The sequence below is a fragment of the Pseudophaeobacter sp. TrK17 genome, assembly GCF_042192375.1.
Classification (GTDB): Bacteria; Pseudomonadota; Alphaproteobacteria; order Rhodobacterales; family Rhodobacteraceae; genus Pseudophaeobacter.
Genome location: NZ_CP071700.1, coordinates 879835 through 901226, shown reverse-complemented (window position 1 = coordinate 901226; position 21392 = coordinate 879835). Strand labels below are relative to the sequence as shown.

Below are 21392 nucleotides of genomic sequence, written 5' to 3'. Positions count from 1 at the left end.
GAGGGAGCAGCCCCTAGGCCCATCTGCGATCCAGGAAAAACCCCGCTGTGATCCAGCCATCGCGTATCTCGGCGGCGTCTTTCCACGCCTGTTCAACCCTGTCCGGGGGCTGCCCAAGCTGGTGCGCCACTGTCGCCAGGGCTGTCTGCACCGTTCCGCCCTGGCACATCGCGTGCAAGAACACAAAATGGGCAAAGCTCACCGGGATGGTATGGGTAACATAGTCCTTGCGCAGAACCGCCAGATAAACCTGCTCCCGCTGCGGCGGCTGCGGCGCGCGCCCCTGGCGGACCGCGTGATAATATGTCCCGACAGGAAACCCATAGGACGCGACCGACAGGCTGGGTTGCACCACAAGCGCGGCGTCTGGCGTCGCCAGCTCTGCCAGGTGCAGATCCTCTGCTCCGGCGCAGTCAAAGGTGGAAAAAACCTGCCGCTCAAACCGGGTGAGGTCGATAATGAAATCCACCCAAAGTTCGGGCACGGGGGCACCAAGATCGGGGCGATTGACCTGCAAAAACCCTGCAAACCGGCGACCTAGATCATACAGAGTATAGCTTTCGGGCGGGTCCTGGCGAATGTATTCCGCAACAAAATCATTGAACAACCCCTCCCCTAAGGCATAGCACAGCGCCGGAAACTGATCGCGCATACAGGCCGCGATCCGCAGGTTGTAACTGTTTTGATAGATCTCCAGAGCCGCCGCAGCAGACAGCCTGGATGTGGACTGCACCCGGTCCTCAATTTCCTGGGGCGGCGTATGTTGCGGCTGTAGCAACGCCCCCTGCATCCACTTTTGCAGGTCAAGCAGCTCAGGCGGGGCGCTCACCCCTCTTCCAGCTCTACTGCTCCGGGCATAACATCCGGCACCAGGAAACTGACTGGGTTGGATACCGCCCGGGTTTCAGCCAGCGGAGCAGGCGCGCCGGTCAGAGACGCAAAACCGCCATTCATATAGGCTTTGGCCTTGAGCAACTCTCCATGGCAGACCTCAAAGGCGGGAATATTGCCGTCCCACTCCAACAAGGTAGAGGCCCCATTGCTGCGCTGCCAGGCCAAGGCAAACAGCGCCCAGACCTCCGGGCGCACTGGTTGGTCATGGGTATCAATCAAATGGCTGCCACAATCCGTATGCCCCGCCAGATGCATCTGCACCACACGGGCCCAGGGGAAGCTGTCAAAGTAGTCCACCGGGTCGCTTTCGGCGTTGAAGCAGCTCACAAAGACGTTGTTGACGTCCAAAAGCAATCCGCAGTCGGTGCGGTCACAGAGGGCACGCAGGAATTCAGGCTCGGACAGAGTATTTTCGCGGAAATTCAGATAGGTAGAGGGGTTTTCCAGGATCAATGGACGCCCCAGCACCTCTTGCACCCGGTGCACACGGGCGGCGATATGGTCCAGCGTTGCCTCGGTCAGCGGAACCGGCAGCAAATCATGCGAGTTCAATCCCATGACGCCGGTCCAGCACAGATGATCACTGATCCACTGCGGCTGCACCTCTTGGGCCAGATGTTTCAGCCGCTGGAGGTAGTCCATGTTCAAAGGATCACTGCTGCCAATTGACAGCGACACCCCATGCAGCACCACCGGATAACGCTCGGCCACTTTGCGGATCACCTGACGCGGACGCCCACCGGAATCCATAAAGTTCTCCGAGATGGCCTCGAACCAGTCCACCTCCGGCCAAGTGGTCAGGATATGGTCAAAATGAGTGTTGCGCAGCCCCAGCCCCAGGCCAAGCCTGGGCAGTTTTGCGATCTCTGTCGGCGGTTGTGTCACGAACAGCTGCCTCCCCCCGACAGCCCGCTGGCGCCACAGGCGGCAAAGCTGTTGCAGTTTTCCGTGATCCAGGATTCCGTCGGGCCGGTGTCGCTAAACGGCGCTGGTGCCGCCCCGAGCTTTTCACCCGATTGCTTTTGCGCATAGGCTTCCTCAAACACCTGGCGGGCCCGGTTCCAGACGCTCATCCCCTTGTGGTCACCTTCGGTGATAAAGCGTTCGGCATTGATCGGGGCCGCACAAGACCCCATCGAGCGGCAGTCGTTCTGGCCCGGCTGGTCCATATCGGGCCCCCAACCATACAGCCCACAGCCGCCCTGATTGGCGCAGTTGTTATTGGTATGGCAGGAATGGATTTCGGTGGTGGCGCAAAACCCCTGCCCGGCACAGCTGTTTGGATTATTGCCATTGGGCCCATGAATGCCGTAACGATCCTGCCCTTTGCAGGAATTCAGCCCCAGACAGGCGTGCAGTTCTGCACCTTCCGGCAATTCCAGCGGCGCCCCCGCTTTGCCATAGGGAGTGTCTTTCCAGTTAAAGGGCGGGGGCACCACAGCTGGCAGATCGGTCTGCGATGTCTTGGCGTTGCTGTGCTTGGTCTCAGACATGGGTTTGTCCTTTCGGCATCTTTAAGTGGCGTAACGGCCAGTTCATTTGCAGCTTTTCAGGCCGGAACAGACCTGAACTACAGGTGCAGATTGCGACCTAGGTCTGTGGCCAATAGGCGCTGACATCAGGCAGGTGCATACCCTCGCCATCAGTGGATGTTTTGTTGATTGTCAGGGCCACCAGCGGCGCCACAGACCCGTTAAGTGCACTATTGCCCGCCGTCGCAAGCAGCGCCTCGGCGCCAAGCTGCGCCAGATTGGCAAAGGCCTCCTGGCGTACGCCCAACCCCTGCCCCGCTGGGCCAAAGCCAAGGTTATCAAAACTGGGCGCCAATGCGACGGTCCGACCATCCGTCAAGGTCACCTCATAGCCACGCATCAGGGCGATGAATTTATCCAGAATCCAGATCATCGAGCGATGCAACGCGATGTTGAAAAAGTACTTTTGATGGGGAACGGTGCCATCCTTTGAAACCTTGTCAGCCCCCGGCTGGTCCGGCGCGACATAGTTCGGTTCGATCTTGTAGATGGTTTCGGACAGGATCAGCATGTACTGGAACAAGCCACTACAAAAATCATTCAGCGCCGTTGCGATCGGATCATGGGCATAGTCCGCGCGCGTCGGATTGGCCGGGTAGTCAAACAGCAGTTCTTTGGCTTTGAGCCCCTCCGCGCTCCATTTATTCGCCTTGCCCTGCACCGCTTCCGACAGCCACTGCAGGTCGATCTGTTCTTCCATCCAGGGCGGCAGGCTTTCCAGGCTGTGCGAGAAATCCTCAAACTGCATCTGCAACTCAAGAAACTTGTTAAAATGGCTCTGCTCTGCCTGCGAGGCTGGGTCATCCCAGTTTGCCTCGCTACCGCCGGGTTTGGCGGAATATCCCTCGCCCTGCTCACAAATTGTTTCCAGCGCCAGCATGACATCCTGGCGACTGGAAATCGTCATCAGCTCAAAAGCGCCAGAAACCGTATGCCCCTTGTGGTCCTCAACCGGGCGCACCGGCGCATCAGAACTATCCGCCGCATCGGCATAGACAGTGACCTCTGCGGCACCGGGCAGCCCCGCTGGACAGCCCGAGCCGCCCCCCGGAGCAGTCGGCGCCGGTCTGGAAGGATCAAAGGCCTGTTTGGGATAGATGGTGTCGATATTGTTCGGCGCGTAATTATAGGGCTGGATTTGCTGCTTGGGATCTCCGGCCTGAAAATCCCCATCGTCAAAATAGGCAGAGGCCACAATGCAGCGAATAAAGGAATAGAACTGGCCAATCGAATTCCAGTTCTGATCCATCGGCCAGCCGTGTTCATTCAAAAACGCCAGGGCCTCCTTGCCGGGCATCTGGGACAGCTCCCGCACCAGATCCGGCAAAGCCTCGGCCGGGATTTCACTAAAGAACGGGTTATGGGGATATTCGATCTGCAGGAAGTGCCACAGCTGGGCCGAGCAGAAAGGCCGCAGCGGGATCCCGCCCTTGGACTGTGGGTCTGGGCCTTCTGGCACCACCGGATTATGATGCGGCAAGAGCGCAGGATAGCTTTGCGGTGCCGCTTGGTAAAGCTGCGGCGGCTGGCCTGTCAAAGCAAAATAAATATTGCTAGACAAAGACATGTGCAGCATCTCTTCGACAGCAACCGACATGATGACGCCGCCCGCCTCATTGGCAAAAATCTGCGCGGCCTCCAGGTCTTTGCCCTGTAGCTTGGTCCGATTGATCGAGTAATAGGTGTACAAATACAGCGGAATAGTTGCCAGTTCGACCTGGATGGCGGCCTGCAGGTCCGCGATCAACCGCGCCTTTAGCGTGTCCTTATCCCCCAGCACCCCTGCATTGATGATGGCAACCATCATGACCTCTGCCTGCGACAAATCAAACGCTTCGTGCATGTCCTGCACGTGTTTCAAACTCGCATCTACATCCATTTGGGTGCCCCAATTTATCAAACAATGAGTTGGCTCTGACAGCTGCGCCGCGCACGACGCTGTGCAATGGGTGCACAGTTCCACCTGAGGTAGAGTTAGTCAAATATTTTCGCACACGTTTTGAGGGATGGCCTGTTTCCCCCATTGCAAAAGCTCTGGCCCCTGCGCCGCCCATTTTGGCCGGGACATGTCTGCCCTCAGCAGCGGCGATCTGGGGTTTGGGGAAGTCGGCTGATCAGAGGGCGGCGCTGGCCAGAAAGCAAAGAGCCCAATGCCGCCCAGCTGTTTCAGCTTTTGCGCGAAGTCGCGCGTGGTCTCATCGTGCCTTACCAGGCATCGACATAGCGATCACTGGGGATGGTGGGACCTGACGCCGCGATAACCCGCCCGATTTCCTCACGCGTCAGGGCAGGATCAATCACCGCGTCGAATTCCAGCAGGCTCGCAGCGTTCAGGGCTGAGCCGTTTTGGTACAGCTCCGCAACCAGGCGCTGGTATTCTGCCTCGCGCGCCACCGGATCCGAAATTGCGGCCAGGTGGTCGCGGTGGCCCAGCTTTACCGCGCCCTCCAACCCCATGGCGCCCACCTCGCCCGTGGGCCAGGCGCAACAATAATGCGGCCGGTCAAAGCCGCCGCCCGCCATCGCCATCGCCCCCAGGCCGTAGGCCTTGCGCAGAATGACGGTCACCAGGGGTTGGCCAAAATGTGCGCCAGCAAGGAACAGGCGCGAGATATGCGCCACCTGCCCGGTCTCTTCGATCGCTGGCCCCACCATAAATCCCGGAGTGTCGCAGAGCGTCACAACCGGCAGCCCCCAAGCGTCGCAAAGTTGCAAGAACCGCGCGCCCTTGTCCCCTGCGGGCGCATCAATGGCGCCGCCCAGATGCAGCGGATTATTTGCCAAAATCCCATAGGCTTGCCCCTTGATACGCACAAACCCGGTGATCATGCCCTGACCAAAATCCCGGCGCAGTTCCAGGAAACTGTCCGCATCGGCCAGCGCCTCAATGGCCTGACGCATGTCATAGGCGCGGCTGCGATCGGCGGGCACAACGCTGCGCAGGGGGATGACCGGCGCGGTTTCTTGCGGGCAGGCTTTTGCAGCCGACAACCCCAATAGCGCCTTTGCGGCGGCGACCGCCCCGGCCTCGTCCTGGCGCAACAGGTCGATGACACCATTGGCCTTTTGCGTTTCAGAGGGACCAATCTCCTGTGGCTTTACACTGCCCAAACCGCCGCCTTCGATCATCGCCGGGCCACCCATGCCGATCCAACTGTTGTCGGTGGCAATTCGGACATTACACAGGCCAAACATGGCTGCATTCCCGGCAAAGCACATCCCGGCGGCGATGCCGATCTTGGGGCCCCGATGGGCGGCAAAGTTGCGAAAGGAGGGCACGTTCAACCCGGCCACCACCAGCGGTGCCACATCGTAGTCATTGGGGCGCCCGCCGCCACCTTCTGCAAAGAGCACGATAGGCAGATCGTCCCGCCCAGCGCGTTCAATCAAGCGGTCCATCTTGCGGTGGTGATTGTAGCCCTGGGTACCAGCAAGCACCATGTAATCAACCGCCATTGCCGCAACAGCGCGCCCGTTCACCGTGCCTGTGCCGCAAATGATCCCATCCCCCTGGGTGCGCGATTGCAAATCCGCCAGGGGGCGTTTTGTACGCTGTGCAGCCACGGCCAGGGCTCCGTATTCAGTGAAGGACCCTGGATCGAACAGATCCTCGATATTTTCGCGCGCTGTACGGCCGCCATTTTGCTGACGCTTGGCAACCGCCTGTGGTCTGCTGCTATCCGCAAGCCCCGCCATGCGTGCCTCAAACTCGGAAAACTCCAGCCGCAGCCCTTGCTCTTGCTGCTTCACCTGCAAAGAAACCTCGCCCGGCTCCAGGCTCACCAACGGTTCGCCGCCGCGCAGTTCATCCCCTGGTGACACATGCAGGGCCGTCACCACGCCGCTTTCATCGGCGCGGATTTCGTGCTGCATTTTCATCAGCTCGGTCACAAGCAAAACAGTGCCTGCGGCAATCTCATCCCCGAGCCCCACGCGAATTTCAGAAACGATGGCCGGGTTTTCAGCTTTGATGGTTTTCACGTCAGTCCTCTTAGATTTTGGCCTCTTTGGTTGTGGCCAACTGGGTTTTACCTCTGGGATTTCTGGCCTTTTTGGCTTTGCCCCCGCATTTCTGTTGCGCTGGGTTTGGCCCCAGCATGCGCCAGTTCCGGCGCCCTGTGCAAAGGACGTCCCGTCACATCATAATCAGGATTATCCAATCAGCTAAAAGCGTTGACTTGCGCGGCGGCGATGATCACCTTTGGCGGAAATCCTAGGGTCCGCCCTTCCACGTCACAGCAAACTGAGAGGTCGCACCATGCAGATCACCTCCATGATCAAACGCGCCGCCCAGATCAATCCCAATGGGATTGCAACCATATTCCAGGACCGTCAGCAAAGCTGGAGCCAAATGCTGGACCGTGTTGCCCGCCTGGCCGGCGCCCTGCAGGAGCTGGGGATGAAACCTGGCGACCGGGTGGCTTTGGTCTCGCTGAACTCGGATCGGTTCATCGAATATTATTTCGCCGTGGTCTGGGGCGGCGGCGCCATGATGCCGATGAACATTCGCTGGAGCGCCGCCGAATGCGCCTATGCGCTGAACGACGCCGGGGCCGAAATTCTGATCTGCGATGACGCGTTCAGGGATCTCGCTGCCGAGGTAAAGCCGCAGGTCACCGGGCTAAAGACGCTGATCTACGCCGGAGACGGCGCAACGCCAGAGGGTATGGAAAACTACGAAGACCTGCTCGCCGCCGCTGCGCCTGCCGCTGATCTGGAGCGCAGCGGTGATGATCTAGCAGGCGTTTTTTACACCGGGGGCACAACCGGTTTCCCCAAAGGTGTGATGCTGTCCCACACAAATTTTTATGTCGGGGCCGTCTCAAATGCCCATGACATCAACATGCACGACAGGACAGTCTATCTGCATGCTGCCCCGATGTTCCACATTGCCGATCTGCTGTGGTTCAGTGCCATCACCCTGATGGCGGGGACCCATGTCATCATCCCCATGTTCACCCCTGAGGGCACTCTGAAAGCGATTGAACAACACCGCCCAGACCAGACCCTGCTGGTGCCGGTGATGTTGCAGATGGTTCTGCAAAGCGACAAGCTGGCGCAGACGGATATCTCCTCTTTGCGCCAGATCGCCTATGGTGCCTCTCCCATCACCGAGGCGGTCCTGAAAGACGCCTTTGTGAAATTCCCCAATGTCTCGTTTTTGCAGGCCTTTGGCCAAACCGAGCTGAGCCCGGTCGCGACCATTTTGCCCGCCGAATACCATGTGTTGGACGGCCCCAAAGCAGGCAAGCTGCGCTCTGCGGGTCGCGCCACGCGGGTGTGCGAGATCCGCATTGTGGATGACCACAACCAAGAGGTCGCGCGCGGCGATGTTGGTCAGATTGCGGTCAAGGGGCCGACCACCATGCTCGGCTATTGGAATAAGCCAGAGGTGACCGCAGAAACCATCATTGATGGCTGGGTCATGACCGGGGATGCTGGCTATATGGACGAAGACGGCTTTGTCTTCTTGGTGGACCGGGTGAAGGATATGATCGTCTCAGGCGGCGAAAACGTCTATTCTGCCGAAGTCGAGAATGCTCTGGGCCAGCACCCCGCCGTCGCCACCAGTGCGGTCATCGGCATTCCCAGCGATCAATGGGGTGAAAGCGTGCATGCTCTTGTCATCCTGCACCCTGACGCAACCGTCACCACCGAAGAGTTGCAGGCCCACTGTCACCAGCTGATCGCCGGATACAAATGCCCGCGTAGCATCGAATACCGTACAGAGCCCTTCCCCCTGTCTGGTGCAAACAAAGTGCTGAAAACCGAGTTGCGCAAACCCTACTGGCAAGGAAAGCAACGTCAGATCTCGTAACCGCGCCTTGGCACGGGTCCCGGCCTCCCCCCTGTTTCACAGCGAAAACCAAGGCCGGGATCTACGCGCACCCTTCGCGAAACGGCAGGGATGCGGTGGAGCACTGGGAAATCAACATAATTTCAAGGCACTCAGCGCCCCTAGGAATAGGCAAATATATCGGGCAACCCTTGATCAACCTCGCAACGCAACAGTTGGTAGCCAATTCCGGCGGTGCCTTGGAAAAAGCCAGGCAATGCTCCCCCCTGGGGCCAGCCAAACTCCAAATCGCCGCTGGCCGCCCGGCCCCATAACCGGCGACTGGCCCGACCGGCATCCGCAGCCCACTCCGGGCGTCCGCAGACGTCGGCGCTGCGCTGCAGGATAGAAACCCGGGCCGCCTCTCCAAAACACAGATCATCCAGCGCGAGCCCAGAGTGACTGCCGAGCGCCACCATCTGCCGTTCAAGCCAGCTGCGCAAATCCAAATCCTCTGCACCAGGGACGCTCAGCGCTTCTTGCACGGCAATGCAAAGCCCTATGCGGCCGGTTTTCCAGCTTAAATCCTCCTGCAGGGCCTGATCCTGACGTAAAGCAAAACTGAGACCGCGGCGGCCATAGTCCCAAAGCTGCGTATCCTGCAGGTGGCGTGCTGCGCGCATGAGAGCGGTCGCGACCCCTGCGCTGCCATGGGCAAAACCATGCCCCCCGCGGCCATAAGGCGACGGCCAATAGACCCCGCCCGCCTGATCAGGAACCGCCGCCGTGACAATCCGCGCCGCACAATCTTCAAGCGTGCGCTGCACCCGGGCATCGCCGGGGTAATGCTGGTCCAGCGCCAAACATGCGTTCACATATCCCGACAGGCCGGCAGAGAGACCGTAGTCCGCTTTGGTGGTGCTGTGTGTACCGCTGCTGCGGTGGGCCTCAACCCTATAGAAGATATCCCGTGCCACATCGGCCAGATGATCTTGACCGCTGATCCGCGCAAGCTGCACCAGACCATAGATCGCCGACCCCACCCCGGTGCCGCACCCCAGCCCCGGTGCCATCAGCATACGCACCGTCGCCGCCCGGTCTGCGCTCTCAAGCAGGTTTGAAATCCCGCTGAGCCCCGCCTGCAAATAATCTTTGTTGCCGCTCTGTCGGGTCAGCGCCGCCAGGAACAAGGCAATGCCAAGCGCGCCATCAAACACCCGCTCGCGCAGGGGGGACAGACGCCAGGCGCCGATGCTTTCCTTAAACACCGGCGCATGCCAGGCAAGCGCCCCCTGCGTGCCGCGAATGGCCTGCGCCAAAAGATCATCACCCAGGCGGCCCAGCACCACGCCCAAAGGTGGATCAGCAGCAACCGGCCTGTTGGTTTCGACGCTCTGTTGCGGCCTATGTTGCGCCCAGGCAGAACACTCCGGCCCCGTCCGTTGCTGACAGGCAAAACTTGTGAGGATCTGTTGCCTTTGCAGCGCCAGGTCTTTGTCACCCAGCCGGTCAATCCGCGCCTTTAGGTTCTCCATGGCAGAGGCTGGAAACACATCCCGAACCTCAGTTTTACATGGCAGTTGGATGGCGCGGCCATTGGCGCCGGCGTGCAGCACCGGCACGTCCATATTCATCAGTTGGGCAAGCTCGCTTTTGACAACGGGAACCAGGCTATCCGCCGTCGCCGGGTCCTGCAAAAGCGATTGAAACAGGCTCTCCATAGACAGCTGCGCGGCAATGCCATTGCGCAGATTGGCCGGCGCGCACAGGCGGGTCAGCCGTTCGCTATAGGCACGGCTCTGCCGCAACACCACCCGGGCGCGCAGGGACTGTAGCTTTTGAACCAGCGCATCAGGCAGCTCCGGCGCGCTGCGCAGCGCGTGGTAGGCATCTGAAAACCCCTGCAAGATATCATCAACATAGTCTGCAGACTGCACAATCCTGCCATTATGGCGCACCAGATTTTCCATGCGCCGCTCAACCGGTGTGATCTTGCGCACCAGCCGCATCAGGTCCGAATTCGGGTGCAAAACCACCAGGTCTGGCGTTTGTTTTTCGGGACCCCCTGCCCCCCCCAAAGCACTGATGTCGACCCGCTGGCCCTCAAAGGCGTCATTCCACTCCGGCAGCATCGAGCTCCGCAAGACGGTCTCAAATACCATGGCACGCACAGCGGCAACACCTGCCGGGGTCTGATCAACGCTGGGCGCTGGCCAATTGGTCATCAGACATTCCTGATCAATGATGACCGGCACTGGCCCCGCCGCAATCAGGTTATCACGGTGAATGTCTGCGCCGCCCAACAGGTACTGGCCAAACAACAGATGCCCGCTGGCGCGAAAGAAGGACGCAACCTCTGCCGCATCACCGCAGGCCGCAGATACGGTTTCCCTGCTCCAGCCATATAGACCACGATCCAGATTTTCCCCAGTGGCGGGCGTGGGAAGGCCAAGCAGCCCGGCCAAATGTACCTGGAAGGCTTCAAACACCAGCTCTGGCTGCAGCGATTTTGGTTTATAGAACACCGCCGGTCCGGCCTGCGGCACCAGTTTCACACAGACCTGGCCACCCAGATGCGGATCAGAGCCCGCCAATTCCAACCGGGCGGGCCCGACAAATCCAAACGCCTGCTTCAGCAGTGGCAGGTCGGCCACCAGACGGTCACGCAATGTGCGGGTAAATGCGATCCCATGTTGCAGAACCGTAGCCAGAAGCCGCGCAAGCACGGGGTATTTCTGAAAAAGCCTCAGCAAACCCGCCCCGTCCTGAAGGGAGGCGACAAAGGCGTCATAGGCGTGATGCGCGCCCGGCAGCACCATGGTCCCAGCCAACCGCGGGTGGCGAAAGATTTGAAATTCCGCCGTCAAGGCCTGCACGGACACATCGCATAGACGGCTGAGCAAGGCGTCCTGCAGCACCGCAGGGCTGTCGCAGCCCAGCGCCTTGGAGATATCCTCATAGACGGTTTTTAAATGCTGCGTCGCGTAGTCGGAAAAACCTGCCAGAACCTCGGCAAAAGGATGGGCCGAATGGGTGGCAGGGGCTGGGCTGGCCCCTGCATCAGGGCGGGGATTAGCCAACACATCAAACAACCGCTCCGCCCACTCCGGCCACTGACTGCGCGGCATGGCTGGAGGATCGCCCAGATAGGTCTCCAGCCGCGCCCGGGCAAGCCCTGACCACGCGAGACGTTTGTCGAAGTCTGCCGGATCGCCCTGACCACAGATCTGCCGCCAGTTCTGGACCATTTCGGCCTGCTGGTGCTGTGGCCAGGGCTGGTCCAGCGCTACGGGGTTTGCCAACCGCTCTTCCAGGGTCTGGGCGCGGGCGGCGATTATTGCCACCTGCTGCACCAGATCCACAGCCCTGTCGCAAACCGCTGCAGGCTGGGCTGCGGTCATGGGGTCAGCTGCGCCTTTAGCGCCGGAACAAGACGCGCCTTTGCCTGCCAGACATCTGGCTGAGTATAAATGGTACGGAAAAATGCAGCGCTGTTGGTGGCGTTGAAAAAGTTCCCGGTGAGGCTGATCGAGGCCTCAAGAGCCACTACGGCATGAGCCCACCCCATGGGAATAATGAGTGTCTCGCCCGGTTCAAGCACCACCTGAAAATCCGGTGCATCCCCCTGCGCCGAATGGCCCGGCGTCCAGAGATCAAACCGTTTGCGCCCGCAAATCTGCGCGTTCCAGGCATGGGTGTTCAGCGTGTCCAGATGCCGGGGCGTATAGGTCCCCGCCGGGCCGATGAACAGCCAGGAAAACCCGCGCAGCGCCCACTGCGCCATCAGCGCCTCGCTGGAGCCATCAGCGGCGTCAATCCCGCTGGCCTCCGGCATCCAATTCTCTACCGTCTCCGAGACATCAAAATCGGCGGATAACTCCGGATGATCCACAAAAGGCGACCAATAGGGGGAATACCAGGGGGTTTCGGCCTGCTGCCCTGGTAAAAGATCAACCGAAGGGTCGCGCACGTAGTCCAGATAGCGGCCAAAGCCGACCTTGTGGAGGTTCTTTGAGCCCAGGTAATCAGTCACTATGACCCGCTCATCGCCATAGGTTGTTGCAAAATAGTCAAAGCTCCAGCGATCCATCGCGGGCCAGCCATCGGTCAACCCCGTCAGCAGTACAGGCTGGGTGCTGCCCTGGCTGAGGAAGGCGCGGTTTAATTCAGAGGCCAAAATCCGCGTGCGACGCGCGATCGTTGCTCCCTGCCCGCCTGCCTCTGGCGCCTGCGGGCTGGGTAAAGCGGCACTCACCATAGGTCAGATCCTTCCAGAAGTGTGCAGGGATAAACCGAGGCCAGCATGTCCTTTACCCGGGCCTCGATGAATTCGCATTGGTCGCGGGGGGTAAATCCGCTGATCTGTGAACGGGCGATCAGGATCAAGGCCGGGGCCTGCGTCTGGCGTGACAACATCGCCCCCAGCCTGTCGATCTCGGCCTCAATCTCTGCGGTGTTGCGCACCAGCGGATCAGAGCTCCGGGGCGGCAGCATGTCATATTCCAGCCAGTAGCCCTGTTCATCGTGACGGGCCTCAACCCGGTGCGAGGGCGACAGGCGCAGCGGGTGGTGGCGGTTGGTGGAGACCTGTTCGTAGGTGTCCCGGGTGACGCTGATGCGAAAGCCGTTGTCCGGCATGCTGTTGCAAGAGAAGTAATCCAGATCAATGCCCAACACCCAGGGAGCGGCCTCCGGGCCCGGCCGGTCGGGCATCTGGACCTCGGTATCAACAAAATGCAACGTCATCGACTTGCGGTCGTCATTGCCCACCTCACTGGCCTCAGGGCGCTGCGCCAGGGTGATCATCTCGCGCCGTTGCTCATCCATGGTGGCGATCCACAGGTATTTAGTGGGCAGGGCTGAATGAGGTCGCCCCCCGGCAATGGCAGCCTTGGGCGCAAGCCAGAACATCTCATCCAGCAGCCCCAGATAAACCCCGGCCCAGATAAAGCTGGCGATGGTGATTTCGGTCTCCACCAGGTCTTTGATAGCCGCAACCGTCAGCGGCGTGCCGCCAATCGTCCGGCTGAGCTGTGGCACCACCAGATCCTGATGTTGATCCACATGCAAAAGGCGCGCAGGTGCGTTGCCCAGCAGGGAATTCTCGCGCGCCCAGGCCAGCGCAATCAGGGCCTCGTTGTGCTCTTCAAACCCGATCACCGGGATGGGGGGGGGCCTGTCTGTCTGCTGTAAAGGTGTCGTATGGTCCGCCATGTTCAACATAGATCCTTTGCCACAAGATAGCTTTGATAGAAGCTGTCGATATAGGGCGCGATCCGACGCCTATAGACAGTCATCATGGCCGTGTTGCGCTCATCCACATCAAAAAGAACCGTCGGATGACTTTGGTGCAGGCTGCTGTTGACGTGACGCCCCAGGGCCGCTGCCATGATCCAGGCGCCATTGCCCCGAAAGGCGGTCTCGGCATGGCAGAAACTGCGGCTAAACCGGATGCTGCCTGGCCGCTGAGGTACAAAATGGCAGGCCAGCCAGCCCACCACGCGCCCATCTGCGGCGCGCAGGCCCAGACTGACCGGGGCGATATTGCCCTCATCCCAGAACGGGGAGACATCCTGCGGGTAGCGCCCAGCTGCTATTTCGGCCTCGACAAAGGCGCGGTCCGCTGGCGTCAGGTCGCTCCAGTCAAAGGCGGTAGCATTGCGCGGTCCCCGGCTCAGCACCCGCTGCGCCCAGGCCTGTTGCAACACCTGCTGCGGCGCCGTTTCTGCAAACAGTATTCGGGGTGCCGGTTCCGACCAGCCTGTACTGCGCAGCAAGGCTTTTAATGCTGTAACCTGGGGCATCCGGGACACAAACGACAGGCAAGCCCGTTTGGCCCCCTGTATTTCGGCTTGTTTCAGAGCCCGTTCCAGAAGCGCCCTGGCGATGCCCCTGCGGCGAAACTCGGGGGCTACAGCCAGCGACAAAACCGTGGCGTTGGGCTGATCGATCTCAACCAGAATGGCGCCCAGAACCCGCCGCGTTGCACTGTCACCTTGCGCCACAGCCACCAATCGGATGCGTGCTGGATCTGTCCCGTTCAGGTGATTTCTAAAATGCGGAAAAACCACCGAAGCCGCCGATTGGGCCAGCCACGGATCCAAGGGTTGAATACAATAGGGCGGACAGGGCGACACTGCAGGCGTGGAAAACGGGACTGTCACAGAACGACCCTCAGGAAAAATCTGGGCCGGGCCTCAGCAAGAGGCGCGGCGCGTGATCCGGCCGGGCGCTGACGCGGCCAGCCGGAGCGCTTGATCAGTCGCGGATTACATAATGGTAACGGTACAGCTGCGACCACCACCAGCGACAGCTTCCAGATCCGCATCGGACAGATCTTCGCTCACCGGGTCGGGCAGGACCAGGGTCAGATCAGCCCCCTCATTTGCCACCAGACGCAGATTAAAGCCTTCAGGCAGCGCCTTGCCGGACACGGTTTTGATTGCCGCAGCAGGATCTGCAAGGGCGCTTTGATAAAAGTTCGCATCGCTTGCGCAGCGCTCCAACAAAGCGGAAATGGCAGTGTGTTGGTCTTCTTCGGTCCAAGTCGACATAATACGTTCCTTACGTGAAGTTTAAAAAAGACCCCTGCCCTAAGGCGGCATGACAAATATGCCCACTGGAGCAAAAGGCGCTGTTGTATTGTGGGGAGACGATAAAATGAAAAGGGTTAATTAGTTTCAAAGGCGGCATTGCAATGCCCGCTTTTTAAGGACTGCCGCAGTGTTAGTTCCTGCAGGCCGCCAAAATCAGACAAGCTGGCGCTGTGCCAGGGCAGCAAATTTGCCATCCTGCGCCATCAGGCTGTCATAGTCGCCAACCTCGACCACCTTGCCATGATCCAGCACGATGATCTTGTCGGCTTTCACCACCGTGGACAGCCGATGCGCCACAACAATGCGCGTCGCCGTCATCCCGTCCAGCGTTTCTGTCACAATGGCCTGTGTCCGGTTGTCCAAAGCACTTGTCGCTTCATCCAACAACAGAACCATGGGATTGGCTGCGATGGCCCGCGCCAGCATGATGCGCTGCACCTGGCCACCAGACAGACCACCCGAGGATTCAACAACCCCGGTTTGCAGCCCCATGGGCATCTGCTGAATGTCGTCTGCCAGTCCAACCTGACGAATGGCCCTGCTCACCTGCTCCATCGGCATGCCAAAATTGGTGCCGACAATATTGTCATAGATCGAGCCCGGCAGCAGTTTGGCATCCTGCATGACCACCCCAAACTGGCGGCGCATCAGGCGTTTGTCGATCACTCGCAAATCGATTTGGTCCAGGCTGACAGATCCTGACTTTGGCGTCTCAAACCCCATGAGCAACCGCAGCAGGGTCGATTTTCCGCAGCCTGAATCCCCAACCAGCGCCACATAATCACCCGCCTTGATTGTCAGGCTCAGCCCATCCAGGATCATTGGCCCCTGGTCTTTGTAGGCAAAGCGCACATTGGTGAGCGAAAACGCCCCCTGCAGCGCGCCGGGGTCGGTGCCGCCCTGACTGTTTTCCGGGACCTCCTGCAGAATGGGGGCTGCAAAATCATAGATCGGTTTAAAGCTGGCAAGCTGCGTCGCCGTGCGGGTCAACTGGCCTAAGCCCGTCATAAAGCTGGCAAAGCATGTCAGAAAACTGACCAGACTGGCGGTAGAGAGCGCACTGTCACTCCCGCGTTGTCCAATCACCACAAAAACCGTCAATGTGGCCGTTGCCAGGAACGATCCGCTAAAGGTTTCCATTAGCGCCGCCATGCGTTTTTCCCGGTAGGCCGCTGATTGTTGCAGCTGAAAAGCCTGTGTCCAGCGCTCAAACGCCGGCGCCTCGGCAGCAGCAAAACGCAGTTTTTCAATGCCCTGCGCTATATCCATCATGCGCGCAATAACCGGGCCACTGGTCAGGATCTGACTGCGGGCGGCGGCTGTCTCGGCCCGGCCCAGCAAGGCGGCAATGGCGATAAAAACCGCCGCCGCTCCGAGCGCGGGCAGGACAAGTCCGGGGGCAAAATGAAACATCAGGCCAAAGCTCAGAAACGAAAACAGGCCCGACAGGACACCGGTGATCATACCATTGGTCACCAGACGCTCCAATCGGCTGATCGCCAGGGCGCGCTGGGTCAGCTCACCCGATGCGTACCTGCGAAAGAACCCGGTGGGCAGGCGCAGAATCCGGTCCATGACCGATCCCTGGATGCAAAGCGTCGCACGGGTTTCAATCCTGGCAGCTGCAATCTGGGAGATAATGCCGATGGCAAATTGCACCATCGCCACCAGCGCAAGGATCACGCCAAGCTGCACCAACAGAGCCTGACTTTGCTGCGGGATGATCTGCCCAACCAGAATGCCCGCACCAATTGGCAAAACAAGCGCCAGCAGGCTCATGGCCAGGCTCACCCCAAAGACAGTCCAAAGATCCGAGGCGCAGATGCGAAACACCCGCCCGATCAAGCCCCAGCCATTGACCGGCTGATCTGGCAGCGGCCAATAGAGGAACAACCCCTGCCCCTCCCATTGGGCTGCCATCTCGGGACGAAACTGCCGTTTATCCCCATTGGCATCCATCACCACATAGGATCTGTTTTCGCGCATGAGGGTGAAAACCTGGCCAGCCTCATCAAAGACAACAAAGTCACCGGAATCCTTGCGCCACCAGTGGCCCGTCAGCGTGATTGTGCGGTAGCGGATATTGTTGGCATCGCACAGGGCGCAGATATAGTCCCGCCCGGCCAGATCTTTGCCAGGCTCAAACGCAGTCAGGTCATGCCCTGCCCGCTGGGCCAAATGCGCGATCTGGGCAAAGCCAGCCGCCATCTGGGCAGGGCTGTGTCCCTGCCGAACTGTGGGAGATTTGGCCGACAAGGACGCGGTCAGCCGCCCAAAAGCACGATCCAGACGCGCCGTATCCTGAGCAACCTGCAGCACCCGCCGCTGGACCTGGGCCTCCGCTCTGCTTTGCATCCCGTCAGCAATGGTCTGGGCAAGGTGCCCATTGGCCGCTGCAATGGTGGCAGCGGCCAATGGCAGTGCCAAAAGCGCCTCAGTATCACGGACGAACACAGTGACTGAATTGCCATCCGGGTCCGGGCTGTCATCTTGTGGGAAATGCGGTCTCGGCAGCGCCTCTGCGCAATCAATGTCTTTGACCCATGTAATGCCCTGCGTCATCGCAGGGTGATCTGGCTGCGTGCCCTGCTGGGCGTAGCCCGGCGCAATCGCGTTGAGACGCGCCAACCAGATATCTAGGTTCAGCGCGTGCAGCAGTCTTTGCTCGGCATCCGCATCCGGGGCGCAATAGTCAGACAGCTCTACCCGGCACAGCTGCAGATCGCCGCGCGCCCGGCCAAACAGGCGCTCCCTGCTGCCGTCCAGACCAAGAATAACCTCGCCCTCAACCAGCTCCGCTATGGCCTGTGACTGGTCTCCGCAGCCAATATAGACATCCAGGCGCCCGCTTTTGACCAGAAAACACCGGTTTGCCCCCTGCAAAGAGATCTGCGCGCCGTCGCCGCAGGCCACCATATCCTGATCATCCGCCTGCAATAAGCGCCGTGCAGCGGGGTTGGGCTGCGCGCTCATGCGGCGATCATCCTCTGATAGGGACCCTCCACATCACGCAGACCTTGGTGGGTGCCCCGTTGCACCACGCTGCCATGATCCATCACCAGTATCTGATCGCAATCACGAATGGTCGACAACCTGTGGGCCACGATCACACAGGTGATCCCCAGCCGGGCAATATTCTGCATCACCTTTGCCTCGACAATGGGATCGAGCGCACTTGTGGCCTCATCCAGAACCAGGATGGAGCCATCCCGCGCCAGCGCCCGGGCGATCTCAAGCCGCTGGCGTTGGCCGCCGCTCATGTTGCGCCCGCCTTCTTCCACCTGCGTGTCATAGCCGTTTTCCGTGCCGGCAATGAAATCATGGATTTCAGCCGCCTGGGCCGCTGCAGTCACCTGATCGTCGGAAATGGTTTCATCCCACAGGCGGATGTTGTCGCGAAAGCTGCCTTCAAACAACACGATGTTCTGGTCAACAACGGCAAGGGAGTTTCGCAAGACCGCACGCGGCAGATCTTCGATTGATGTCCCGTCAAAGTCGATGCGGCCGGACCAGGTGGAATAGGCGCCGGTAATCAGTTTGGCCAAGGTCGATTTTCCGCTGCCGGAGCCGCCGACAAGGGCAACACGTTGCCCCGGCGCCACCGCAAGATCGAGATTTTCGATCAAGGGCGGGGACAAGCGGCTGTAGCCAAAACTGACATCCGACAATGAGATAGCGCCGTTTAACCGCGATGCGCCCGCAGGCTCCGCCGGGTTGCGCCGCTGGGAAAACTCACTGGCCTCCGGGTGGTCGGTAATATCCCTGAGCTGGTTCAACGGTCCCTGCAATTGCTGCAGCTCCTGCACGTTGCTCATCAGCCCCTGAAAGGGCCTGTCCATCGCCGCAAGCAGGGCCTGAAACGCCACCAGCGACCCCACGGTCAGCTCCCCGGCCATGACCTCAAGCCCGCCGATCACCAGTGTCAGGGCCTTGCCAAAGAAAGACACAAATCCCGGCGTGACCTGCAGCACCGATTGCCGAAGGGTCAGCTCAGCCTGTCCGTTCACCACATTGGCGTGGGTGCCGGCCCAGCCTTCAAAATATTTGGCTTCGGTGCCCGAGGACTTGATGCTTTCGATGGTCTGCACCCCGACCATGGTCTTGCCGGTGAGTTTCATAAACTCGATCATCGTCTTGATCGAAAGCTGATCCATACGCTGCTGCACCACCCAGATCAGCAGCCCACTGCCTAGAACCAACAGGCCCACCACCGCCGCCATCTGAAGGCTATAAAGCGCCATCACTGCGAGGAAAAAGATCAGGGTGGTCCCCTCCAGCACGGTCGAAAGCAGAGTTTTGCCAGCCAGTTGCGCAATCCGTGCGGCCATCTGCCCCCGCCCGGCCAGAGCCCCGGAAAACCGTTGCTGAAAGAACGGAAGCGGCAACCGCAGCAAACGCCAGGCAAGCTTGGCGTTCAACGACAGGGCCAGTTTTGCTTCCAGCTTGGCGCTCAGCAAACTGCGCAGGGCCATCAGCCCGGACTGAAGCGCAATCACCGCCAGCATCATAACCGCAAACCAGAACAGCCAGTCGTCCTGCCCACCCATCAAAATGTCGTCGACAAAGGCCTTGCTGAAGGCGGGAATAGCCAGCCCGGGCACAATCAATGTCATCCCACAGAGCAGAATAAGCTGGGTGGCCGTGCGATCCCATTGCAGATAGCCGATCAGCGAAGACAGCTTGCCTGGCGGGCCTGCCTGGCGTTCAAACGCCTCCCCCGGTTCAAGCAACAGGGTGATGCCCGTGAACATCTCATCAAAGGCGTCATGGTCGACAATGCGCCGCCCGGCAGCGGGATCATTGATGCGATACCGCCGCGCCGAGACCGCTTCCAGAACCACAAAATGGTTCATATTCACAAAGATGATCGCAGGCAGGGGAATTTCGGCCAGGCGCGGCAGTTCAAGCCGTTTGGCGCTGGCGGTCAGGCCATGGCGGCGCGCCCCCTTCAGCACATTGGCCGCCGTGGCCCCATCCCGGGAGACGCCACATTCAATCCGCAAATCCTCAAGCGGAATGTGTCGGCCATGATAGGCCAAAACCATGGCGAGCGAGGCTGCGCCACATTCCTCGGCTTCGATTTGCAGGATTGTGGGTGTTTTGACCCCTTTCATGGCTCAGCCCTCAAGCCGAGACATGGGCTGCGGCGGCGCGGCAACCACCGGGGTCGGGGCGATACTGTCCACGGCGGGCAGGATCTCATCCAGTTTGGGGAACACAAAGCTGGCGATCCGCTTTCGGTCAACCACAAAACTGGCCTCTGTCAAAGTACCGGGATGGATCACGAAGGCCGGCCCTTCGCCGCTGGACCAGGCAAGCCCGCTGGCCGTGCTTGGATCAGGTTGAAGGCGCACCAACACTTCGCGAACCGGCCCATTGGCCAATAGCACTGCAACCAATTCTGGATTCTGTACACGCTTTAGCAATTGCGCCTGCGTCGCTGGCAGGACCGAGGCCTCAATGATCTGACCCTGAATAAATCCATCACGTTCCAGTTCAACGGATGCAGGCACCACCTGAACCGCTGCCCCGGTTTCCAGCCTTGCTGCCTGGCTGGCATCCACATAGAGCACGGCCAGCAAAGCCGGTGCCTCTGGCTGGTCGCTGGCGACGGGAGCCGCATCCGGCAGGATTTCAAAGAGAATTTCATTGGCGCTGACCTGATCACCAATGCTTTTGGTGCTTTCCGTCACAATACCTGCCGCCAGGGCGCGGATCTCGACACTGCGCTGATAATCCGCCTGCAGGTCTTTCAGCCTTTCCCGCTCTATGTCCGTTTGGTTTTCTTGCGCGGTGACATTGGCTGTCGATTTATGGATATCTGCCAAAACTGTCGTGCGGGTGGACGAAAAATCGTATTGCGCGGCGCTGAGGCTTTGGCGGGCGTCTTCCAGGTTCTGCAGGGTCTCCAGAAGTTTCTGTTCGACAATCAAGCCCTTATCAAAAAGCACCTGTCGCTCTTGTTTGAGTTTGGCCAATCGCGCAATTCGGTCACGCAAATTACTGGCCTGATCCTGGTGAAAGGCATCGGCATCAGCAAGCTCCGCCCGGAGCGATGTCACAAATTTCTGGTGTGCCTTGCGCGTTTGCGCCAGCATGGTTTCACGCCGGACCAGAGCTGCCTTGCCCTGCGCAATGGCTTCTTGCATCTGGAAATTTTCCAGGCGCGTCAGTAAATCCCCCGCCTGCACCCGGTCTCCGACCCTGGCCAATTGCCCGACCACGATACCAGCCCCCTGGGTGCGCGCTGTGACGATCTCCCCCTCTGTCAAAAGAATGCCGCTGCCAACAACCTTGACCGGGGCTGTCGCAACCAGCGCCCAAAGCAGAAAAGCAAAAACGCTTGCCACAAGCAGCAGCGAGGCCAGCCAACCAAGCGGCGGCACCACGGTCAACATCGCGTCCAATTGCTCAGGCGACCGCGCCTTTTTGAGGGCGGACTTTCTAATCTTGTCCGATAACATGTCTGGCCTTCAAAGCGGTTAGCTATTAAATTTCTGAGGATTCAGATCACAGTAGGCCTTGTTACCTTGCGATAAGTTTAATCACGGGCTGAAGTGGTCCCCGCAGGCCGGACCGTTGGCTAAGGTGGCG

General features: G+C 59.8%; 14 protein-coding genes. 1 reads left to right on the top strand and 13 read right to left on the bottom strand.

The features are described from left to right. Window positions 1–13: 13 nt before the first annotated feature. The 5 genes from JZI28_RS04210 to JZI28_RS04190 form a co-directional block, all read right to left on the bottom strand. Window positions 14–829, bottom strand: coding sequence for a putative DNA-binding domain-containing protein (locus tag JZI28_RS04210; protein ID WP_375699335.1), 816 nt, complete (start codon window positions 827–829; stop codon window positions 14–16). Next, complete coding sequence (locus JZI28_RS04205) at window positions 826–1779, bottom strand: DUF692 domain-containing protein (protein ID WP_375699334.1); 954 nt, start codon at window positions 1777–1779, stop codon at window positions 826–828. The genes JZI28_RS04210 and JZI28_RS04205 overlap by 4 nt, the downstream gene beginning before the upstream one ends. Beyond that, window positions 1776–2387 carry a hypothetical protein gene (locus tag JZI28_RS04200; protein WP_375699333.1) on the bottom strand — a complete coding sequence of 204 codons (612 nt, stop codon included), beginning with the start codon at window positions 2385–2387 and terminating at the stop codon, window positions 1776–1778. Before JZI28_RS04200 ends, JZI28_RS04205 begins: the two co-directional genes overlap by 4 nt. Before the next feature lie 97 nt (window positions 2388–2484). Next, window positions 2485–4305 (bottom strand): ferritin-like domain-containing protein, encoded by a 1821-nt coding sequence (locus JZI28_RS04195; protein WP_375699332.1) that lies wholly within the window; start codon window positions 4303–4305, stop codon window positions 2485–2487. 326 nt (window positions 4306–4631) lie between these two features. Continuing rightward, the gene (locus JZI28_RS04190) at window positions 4632–6407 is read right to left on the bottom strand and encodes a carboxyl transferase domain-containing protein (RefSeq protein WP_375699331.1); all 1776 of its coding nucleotides are present in this window, start codon (window positions 6405–6407) and stop codon (window positions 4632–4634) included. A gap of 277 nt (window positions 6408–6684) precedes the next feature. Here JZI28_RS04190 and JZI28_RS04185 point away from each other — a divergent pair, with 277 nt between their 5' ends. After that, entirely contained in the window at window positions 6685–8244 is a 1560-nt protein-coding gene (locus tag JZI28_RS04185) for a long-chain-fatty-acid--CoA ligase (RefSeq protein WP_375699330.1), read from the top strand. 140 nt (window positions 8245–8384) lie between these two features. Here the strand turns inward: JZI28_RS04185 and lanM are convergent, their stop codons facing one another. The 8 genes from lanM to JZI28_RS04145 form a co-directional block, all read right to left on the bottom strand. Next, a complete protein-coding gene (gene lanM / locus JZI28_RS04180) occupies window positions 8385–11603 on the bottom strand; it encodes a type 2 lanthipeptide synthetase LanM (protein ID WP_375699329.1) in 3219 nt (1072 codons plus the stop codon). Further along, complete coding sequence (locus tag JZI28_RS04175; protein WP_375699328.1) at window positions 11600–12457, bottom strand: cupin-like domain-containing protein; 858 nt, start codon at window positions 12455–12457, stop codon at window positions 11600–11602. The genes lanM and JZI28_RS04175 overlap by 4 nt, the downstream gene beginning before the upstream one ends. Then, window positions 12454–13416: a UPF0489 family protein gene (locus JZI28_RS04170; protein WP_375699327.1), complete on the bottom strand. Its 963-nt coding sequence runs from the start codon at window positions 13414–13416 to the stop codon at window positions 12454–12456. The genes JZI28_RS04175 and JZI28_RS04170 overlap by 4 nt, the downstream gene beginning before the upstream one ends. 2 nt (window positions 13417–13418) lie before the next feature. After that, complete coding sequence (locus tag JZI28_RS04165) at window positions 13419–14366, bottom strand: GNAT family N-acetyltransferase (RefSeq protein WP_375699326.1); 948 nt, start codon at window positions 14364–14366, stop codon at window positions 13419–13421. 105 nt (window positions 14367–14471) lie between these two features. Continuing rightward, the gene (locus JZI28_RS04160; RefSeq protein ID WP_295454456.1) at window positions 14472–14756 is read right to left on the bottom strand and encodes a hypothetical protein; all 285 of its coding nucleotides are present in this window, start codon (window positions 14754–14756) and stop codon (window positions 14472–14474) included. 195 nt (window positions 14757–14951) lie between these two features. Then, window positions 14952–17771 carry an ATP-binding cassette domain-containing protein gene (locus JZI28_RS04155; RefSeq protein ID WP_375699325.1) on the bottom strand — a complete coding sequence of 940 codons (2820 nt, stop codon included), beginning with the start codon at window positions 17769–17771 and terminating at the stop codon, window positions 14952–14954. Beyond that, window positions 17768–19912 (bottom strand): NHLP family bacteriocin export ABC transporter peptidase/permease/ATPase subunit, encoded by a 2145-nt coding sequence (locus JZI28_RS04150; protein WP_375699324.1) that lies wholly within the window; start codon window positions 19910–19912, stop codon window positions 17768–17770. The genes JZI28_RS04155 and JZI28_RS04150 overlap by 4 nt, the downstream gene beginning before the upstream one ends. A gap of 3 nt (window positions 19913–19915) precedes the next feature. Then, a complete protein-coding gene (locus JZI28_RS04145; RefSeq protein ID WP_375699323.1) occupies window positions 19916–21262 on the bottom strand; it encodes an NHLP bacteriocin system secretion protein in 1347 nt (448 codons plus the stop codon). Window positions 21263–21392: the final 130 nt, after the last annotated feature.